Origin of the sequence: Polynucleobacter sp. 31A-FELB, assembly GCF_018882405.1 — a bacterium.
GTDB lineage: Bacteria > Pseudomonadota > Gammaproteobacteria > Burkholderiales > Burkholderiaceae > Polynucleobacter.
The window spans coordinates 24,474-31,854 of record NZ_JACVOO010000022.1 but is presented as its reverse complement, the minus strand read 5'-3'; the positions used below and the strand labels follow the sequence as shown (position 1 = coordinate 31,854).

General features: G+C 44.7%; 6 protein-coding genes. All 6 read left to right on the top strand.

Going from position 1 to position 7,381, the window contains the following annotated elements:
* The first annotated feature begins 160 nt into the window (after nucleotides 1–160).
* Complete coding sequence (locus ICN30_RS10700) at nucleotides 161–1,267, top strand: patatin-like phospholipase family protein (protein WP_216275576.1); 1,107 nt, start codon at nucleotides 161–163, stop codon at nucleotides 1,265–1,267.
* 435 nt (nucleotides 1,268–1,702) lie between these two features.
* Nucleotides 1,703–2,578, top strand: a complete 876-nt coding sequence (locus tag ICN30_RS10695) for a MaoC family dehydratase N-terminal domain-containing protein (RefSeq protein WP_216275574.1) — start codon at nucleotides 1,703–1,705, stop codon at nucleotides 2,576–2,578.
* A gap of 4 nt (nucleotides 2,579–2,582) precedes the next feature.
* Entirely contained in the window at nucleotides 2,583–3,434 is an 852-nt protein-coding gene (locus tag ICN30_RS10690; protein WP_216275573.1) for a CoA ester lyase, read from the top strand.
* 165 nt (nucleotides 3,435–3,599) lie between these two features.
* Nucleotides 3,600–4,769 (top strand): acyl-CoA dehydrogenase family protein, encoded by a 1,170-nt coding sequence (locus ICN30_RS10685; protein ID WP_216275572.1) that lies wholly within the window; start codon nucleotides 3,600–3,602, stop codon nucleotides 4,767–4,769.
* Between the two features lie 10 nt (nucleotides 4,770–4,779).
* Complete coding sequence (locus ICN30_RS10680) at nucleotides 4,780–5,964, top strand: CaiB/BaiF CoA-transferase family protein (RefSeq protein ID WP_216275571.1); 1,185 nt, start codon at nucleotides 4,780–4,782, stop codon at nucleotides 5,962–5,964.
* 424 nt (nucleotides 5,965–6,388) lie between these two features.
* A complete protein-coding gene (locus tag ICN30_RS10675) occupies nucleotides 6,389–7,279 on the top strand; it encodes a LysR family transcriptional regulator (protein ID WP_216275570.1) in 891 nt (296 codons plus the stop codon).
* Nucleotides 7,280–7,381: the final 102 nt, after the last annotated feature.

The following is a 7,381-nucleotide window of genomic DNA, read 5'->3' as shown; positions in this document are numbered from 1 at the left end:
ATTGTTTTAGACCGCATTCATCGCTGGGGGATCTCCCACCAGCGATGTTTGCAAAGTCATTTTGTAGTTCAACCACACCGCCCGATTTTCTGGCTCAGAGCTGACCGGTTTGTGGGAGGAGGTCACTGCTATAAATTAGTTAAATTCACATGGATCTGATATGACACAACATTCACGCCGTAATTTCTTAAAAACCTCTACCGTTGGTGCTGTTACTCTCACCGCAACTGCTGGACCTGGTCTTGAATCTGCCTTCGCGCAGACAATGCCTCGAAAATCTAATATTGAATTAAAGGCAGATGAGATTTCTAAAAAACTATTTGCCGATGATGGTTTGGTAATTCCTATCGCAATAAAACCAACCGTTTCCAATTTAGCAAAAGGATTGGATCGAACTATGGTGCTTGGTGGTGGCGGTGAATACTACATCGCGTGGTATTGTGGATTTTTTCATGGGCTCATGGAGGCGGGCCTGGACATGGCGCAGCTTCCTGAAATGGTGGTTGGTACTTCTGCTGGTTCCTATATGGGCTCGTCATTGCTCTCCGGCGAGTTTTCCCGTTTGCGGACAGAGTTTGATTTTTTTGGCAAGTTCCCAGAAATTTTTTCTAAGCTAGCGCCTGTGGCGACCCCCAATATTAGTCAGATGAGGGCTGATAAAGTGAATATGAGCGCTACCGATGGCAGTATTGAAACACGGAGAGTTATTGGCGCAGCCGCTTTAGCTGCTGATAATAAATTGAATGGCGCTAACATCGAAAAATTGGCAGCACTATTAACGGGCGATAGCAAAAAAGATTGGCCGGCTAGCCGAATGCATACAACAGGGGTAGATTGCTACACGGGTGAGCGTATTGTTGTTAGTCAGCAAACTGCTAGAAAAAATAATATTCCCTTGGCACATGGTGCGGCAGCAAGTAGCTCTTTACCCGGGGTCGCAGGGCCAACATTATTGGGTCAGCGTTATGTCATGGATGGGGGAATTTGCTCTAATCCAGCACATGTGGATTTGGTGGCCGGCTCAAAAAGAGCTTTGATCATTACATTAACTAATGGTGTTACTGGGGCGATTCTCACAACAATTCCACACCCTATTAGTCAAAACATTAAAGATGTAGAAGCAACTGGCACAAAAGTAAAGTGGATTGTTGCTGGCACACCTCCGGGCGTAAATTTGTTGGATCCAAAGCAGATCGAAGGCGCATTACGAACTGGGTATGATCGAGCAAAATCAGAGGCATCAAAAATTAAAGAATTTTGGGCATAGCAAGCATCCGTCGATCAATTTGAGTCTCTTGCCTACCGGGCGGCGATAGTAATAAAAAAAGCCCCTAGATTACTCTAGGGGCTTACTTATCTGGCTCCTCGACCTGGGCTCGAACCAGGGACCTACGGATTAACAGAGGAAAAAACACTCTAGTAGCGTCTAGTTAGTATATACAAGGTTCAGCAATGATGTGAATTTGTTTTGAATTCCATCATTGCCCAGAGCTTTGGGAGTCTTTAGAGGAGTTATAGAAATCTTATATCAGTGTAACGATGCCATCGTGTGCTATCAGGGCTCACTAAAATAGCCAGACGCTTTTTTTATTGCCGCAGCGTAATTCTGGATAAGCCAGTCAAGCTACCTTCGAATTATTCGAAGTGGCTATTAGGTAAATTGAAATTCATATTTAGATTGTTTTGGTGGAGTATTGCTATTATGCGAATCGAACCTCAAACCATCTCCCATCTTCAAGAGTGGCTCGGTAAGACCGAGACACTTCAGGATACCGTTACAGCTGCCCCAGTCAGGGCTCTATCGGCCACTCTGGATCGCCCAGATCCAGAACCCTCAACAGGAAGCTTTCTGCCAGAGCTATGGCATTGGCTCTACTTCTTACCCCATGCTCGCCAATCTGAAATCGGGCCTGATGGTCACCCCAAGCGTGGTGGATTCTTACCACCAGTACCTTTGCCGCGTCGCATGTGGGCAGGCAGCCGAGTGCAATGGCTTGCACCGCTCACTGTTGGCGATGAAATTAAGCGCGTTTCTAAAATTGAATCGGTTACACACAAAGCAGGTCGTACTGGTGATCTCATCTTTGTTCTCGTCAAGCATGAGGTATCCAATCAGCATGGCTTAGCTTTAATTGAAGAGCATGACATTGTGTATCGCGATGCGCCTGGTCCCGATGACAAGCCTGTTGCACCAACTCCTGCGCCAACCGATGCAACATGGTCCAAAACAATTACACCGGATGATGTTCTGCTGTTTCGTTACTCAGCATTGACATTTAATGGTCACCGTATTCATTACGATCGTAAATATGTCACTGAGGTGGAGGGTTATCCAGGCCTCATCGTTCATGGCCCATTGATCGCCACCCTTTTGGTTGATCTGGTGCGCCAAAGTATTCCTGGCTGCAAGCTCAAAAGTTTTGAGTTCCGCGCTATCCGACCCACATTTGATATCAATATATTTAAGGTCAGCGCTAAACCAGATTTGGAAAAAGATCCTTCTGGGAAAACGATCGCGATATGGGCGCAAGACCATGAGGGTTGGCTTACGATGCAAGCGACTGCTGTTTTGTCATAAAAAAATGAGTGACATATACTCAACGTTCCGATCTGGAACAAATTTCTTGTTTGTTCCAGGCGTAAGGCCGGATCGTTTTGCTAAGGCATTGGCTAGTGGTGCAGATGGAGTCTTAATTGATTTGGAAGACTCTGTAGCTGAGGAAGAGAAGGGCATAGCCAGAGATCTAACTCGTATTGCCTGGAGGAACTTCACGAAGGAGCAGAGGCAGCGCCTAGTTGTAAGAATGAATGCCCCTAGTAGCAAGCACTTTGTTCAAGATATGGTGCTGGCAAAGGAATTATCAATTTCTTGCGTCATGATTCCTAAGAGTGAATCGGCTGATCAAATTAATGGTGTAGCTCAAGCGCTTGGTGACGTCGCAATTATTCCCCTCATTGAAAGCGCTCTTGGTATTGATAATATTGCAGAGGTCGCTGGTGCAAGCTCCGTCCTAAGATTGGCATTGGGAAACATTGATCTTCAAGCGGACCTAGGGATGGTATGCGATGCGCAGGATTCAGAGCTTCTTCCGGCAAGATTCAAAATGGTTGTTGCATCTCGTCTTGCCCAATTGGCCACTCCAATTGATGGAATTACACAATCTACTGATGATGTAGTCCAGATAGCCGATAATGCTCAACGCGCTAAGCGTATTGGCTTTGGCGGAAAGTTATGCATCCACCCTAAGCAAGTTGAGATTGTTAGGAATGCTTTTATGCCCACAGAAGAGGAGATTGACTGGGCAAAGCGCGTTATTCAGGCCGATGATGATTCGCATGGCGGTGCAATAAAGCTTGATGGGCGGATGATTGATCGCCCAGTAGTGCTCCTAGCTCGCCGAACCTTAGCGATCGTTTCCCGGTATACGCCTTAAGAGATTGCTTAAATGAGAATCCTTTGCAGCTTAGCACTTAATAGCTCTATCTAAGTCTAGGCCCATGTATTTGATTTTTTTTGAATGGGCTTGTGATTAATTCTAATTCCGATTATTGGGATAAGAGAGGATTATCCATTTCATTTTAATTATGCTGAGAGTCCGATGAATCACCCTATCCCCAAACCAGATCAATACCAAGACATGCGTGAAGCCTTGCGCGACCTTTGCGGCAGTTTTGACTCCGCTTACTGGCAAAAAGTAGATCATGAACGGGCTTACCCAGAAGCTTTCGTTGATGCAATGGCACAGGCTGGATGGCTTGCTGCTTTGATCCCTGAAGAATTTGGTGGCTCCGGATTAGGTCTTGCCGAAGCCTCTGTGATCATGGAAGAAATTAACTTCTCTGGTGGCAATGCGGGTTCTTGTCATGGCCAGATGTACAACATGGGCACCCTACTGCGCCATGGCTCCGATGTTCAAAAGAAACTCTACCTTCCCAAGATCGCTACTGGTGAACTGCGCCTCCAAACCATGGCGGTTACCGAGCCCACTACCGGTACCGATACCACCAAACTCAAAACAACTGCCGTCAAAAAGGGTGATAAGTATGTGGTCAATGGGCAGAAGGTGTGGATCTCCCGTATTCAGCATTCTGATTTGATGATTCTCTTGGCAAGAACCACCCCGCTGGCAGAAGTCACCAAGAAATCCGAAGGTATGTCGATCTTTATCGTTGATCTTAAAGAAGCCATTGGCAAAGGAATGACCATACAGCCGATTGCCAATATGGTTAATCATGAAACCAATGAAGTGTTCTTTGATAACCTAGAAATCCCCGCAGAAAATTTAATCGGAGAAGAAGGCAAAGGCTTTAAATACATTTTGGATGGTCTTAATGCAGAACGTGTCCTAATTGCAGCCGAGTGTATTGGTGACGCCTATTGGTTTGTCGATAAGTCACGTCGTTATGCTAACGAGCGCGTAGTGTTTGATCGCCCTATTGGTAAGAATCAAGGTATTCAGTTTCCAATTGCGGACTCTTTTATTGAGACTGAAGCTGCCAATCTAATGCGCTTTAAGGCTTGTGAGCTATTTGATACCAAGCAAGCTTGTGGTGCCGAATCCAATATGGCCAAGTACTTAGCGGCTAAAGCATCTTGGGAAGCCGCCAACGTCTGTTTGCAAACGCATGGCGGCTTTGGCTTTGCTAATGAATATGATGTTGAGCGCAAGTTCCGAGAAACACGACTTTACCAAGTGGCGCCAATCTCAACCAACTTAATTTATTCGTATGTGGCCGAGCATGTCTTGGGCTTACCACGCTCTTTTTAATAAGGTCAATATGAGCATTCTTCCATTAGATGGTATCACCGTGGTTTCCCTGGAGCATGCTATTGCCGCTCCATTTTGTACGCGCCAATTAGCAGATTTAGGTGCTCGAGTCATTAAGGTTGAACGGCCTGGTGCCGGTGACTTTGCCCGGGGGTACGACCAACGAGTTAAAGGTATGTCATCCCACTTTGTTTGGGTAAACCGTTCAAAAGAAAGTTTGGCTCTGGATTTGAAGCAGCCTGAGGCATTAGAGATTTTGAAGTCTCTTTTAAAAACTGCAGATGTCTTTGTGCAGAACTTAGCGCCTGGTGCGACTTCAAGAATGGGTCTATCAGTAGATGAGTTAAAAAAAATAAATCCACGTCTGATTATTTGCGATATTTCAGGATATGGAAATTTTGGCCCATACACGAATAAGAAGGCATATGACCTACTGATTCAAAGTGAAGCTGGATTCTTATCCGTGACCGGCACCCCCGAAGCCCCCAGCAAGGCAGGCAACTCGATTGCCGATATTGCTGCAGGTATGTATGCTTATACCAATATTTTGAGCGCATTACTTTTGCGAAATAGGACCAATGTCGGTTCGCATATTGATGTTTCCATGTTGGAATCATTGGGTGAGTGGATGAGTTACCCAATGTATTATGCGTTTGATGGGGCTGAGCCACCTCCACGCTCTGGAGTCTCTCATGCAACGATTTACCCTTATGGCCCATTTGGGGTCGCTGGTGGAAATACCGTAATGCTGGGCCTACAAAATGAGCGGGAGTGGAAGCTATTCTGCGAGAAAGTTCTTTTGAATCCTGAATTGGCTGGCGATGAAAAGTTTGCTTCCAATTTCAAGCGCAATGAAAATCGTGATCTACTTAAAAAGATTATTGATGATTGTTTTACTGAACTCTCGATTGATGTTGTAACTGAGAGGCTTGAGGATGCTCAAATTGCAAATGCGCAAGTAAATACAATGAAGGATCTATGGGATCACCCTCAGTTGGGCTCACGTCATAGATGGCGCTACGTGGACTCCCCAGTTGGAAGTATTCCCGCGATGCTTCCCCCCGGCCTTAATGATCAATATGGCTATCGAATGGGACCAGTTCCAGGAGTGGGTCAGCATAGCGAATCAATTCTCGAAGGCCTTGGTCTTTCTGCGGACAAGGTCGCTAGCCTGAGGATTTCTAAAATAATATAACTTTTCCAGTTTGCACATAAAATCGCAATTTTGGCTAGGTGCGTTATTTAAAGCAATGTCAAAATTAGGGTGAAATCAGATGGCTTTGGTGTTAATCTGTGGAACTTTAGCGAGTTGTTGATTCTGTTTATTTAATTATTGTTGGTGTAGGGGGTTCGTTAAATGAGGCTGCTTTCCCTGCTGAAATTGCGGTGATGACTGAGAATGCAATTAAATGTCATGAAATTGAGCCTATTCCTTCTCTAATTGGAGTTGATTATTAGACTAGCTGGATTGAATAATATTAGGTTATAAGGCTTCTGGCCTTGGTTATGGAAAGGCTAAAATACAACACGGTAAACCTTTTGGGTAAAGCGCTTTGCTTAATTGAATTGCTGTTAATGGGTATCCGTTTGTTATACGGTAAGTTTTATGAAAAGAAAATATGCTTCCTAATTTAGATTCATTAGCTTTATTTGTTAAGGCGGCTGAGCGAGGGAGTCTAACAAAGGCGGCGGATGAGTCCAACATAAGTCTGGCGGCAGCAAGTAGGCGGATCGCGCTTCTCGAACACAGATTCAAAGCCTCTTTATTTGAGCGCTCCTCCAGGGGGATTGAGCTGACTAGTGCTGGCTTGGCTTTAGTGAAGAACGCTAAAGAACTTTTAGTAAGTATTAATAAGATGCAGTCAGAAATGACTGATTATGAGACTGGTAGCAAGGGCGTATTGCGGGTTATGGCATCAACTTCCGTGATGACGCACCGCTTTCCTTACGATCTAGCTAAATTCTTAAAAAAATACCCAGGCTATCGCGTAGTGGTTCAAGAGCGATGGAGTGATGAGGCTGTTGAGGGTCTACTATCTGCAGAGATTGATGTTGCATTCCTTATTAATGGTTCTGTAGCGAACGGGCTCGAGTCGCACGATTATGAAACAGATCGCTTATGCGCTGTTTTCAGAAAAGACCATCCATTAAGTAAAGTAAAAAACTTAACTTATTCAAAAATTCTTGATTATGAGATTGTTGGCTTAGAGTCAAGCGCCAATCTAATGCGCCTGCTAGCAATGGAGGCAAGCAAGCTTGATAAAGTAATGAGGACTCGAATTGAAGTGAGAAGCTTTGAGGCGATTCAAAAGTCGGTATCAGCTGGATTGGGTGTTGGCTTCTTGCCTTTTGCCACAGAACAAGCTATCGATTTAAAGGATAACAATCTAGTCGCTATCCCTATCAAAGAAGAATGGGCCAAAAGACGTATTTTGTTATGTTTTAGAAAAGAGAATTCTAATAATCAAATTCTACGAAAATTTCTAGCAGCTTTTATAAAAACTAACTAAAACAGCTAAACCCAGAAAGGGCTCTTTCATTAGGCAGTATTGCAAATCTATCGGGGGGGGTTCAGGTGATACTGTTCATGATTAATGGCTTAATGCCTGCCT

Coding starts and splice junctions, on each gene's coding strand:
- ICN30_RS10685 (WP_216275572.1), top strand. CDS start 3,600: ATGAATCACCCTATCCCCAAACCAGATCAATACCAAGACATGCGTGAA.
- ICN30_RS10690 (WP_216275573.1), top strand. CDS start 2,583: ATGAGTGACATATACTCAACGTTCCGATCTGGAACAAATTTCTTGTTT.
- ICN30_RS10695 (WP_216275574.1), top strand. CDS start 1,703: ATGCGAATCGAACCTCAAACCATCTCCCATCTTCAAGAGTGGCTCGGT.
- ICN30_RS10700 (WP_216275576.1), top strand. CDS start 161: ATGACACAACATTCACGCCGTAATTTCTTAAAAACCTCTACCGTTGGT.
- ICN30_RS10680 (WP_216275571.1), top strand. CDS start 4,780: ATGAGCATTCTTCCATTAGATGGTATCACCGTGGTTTCCCTGGAGCAT.
- ICN30_RS10675 (WP_216275570.1), top strand. CDS start 6,389: ATGCTTCCTAATTTAGATTCATTAGCTTTATTTGTTAAGGCGGCTGAG.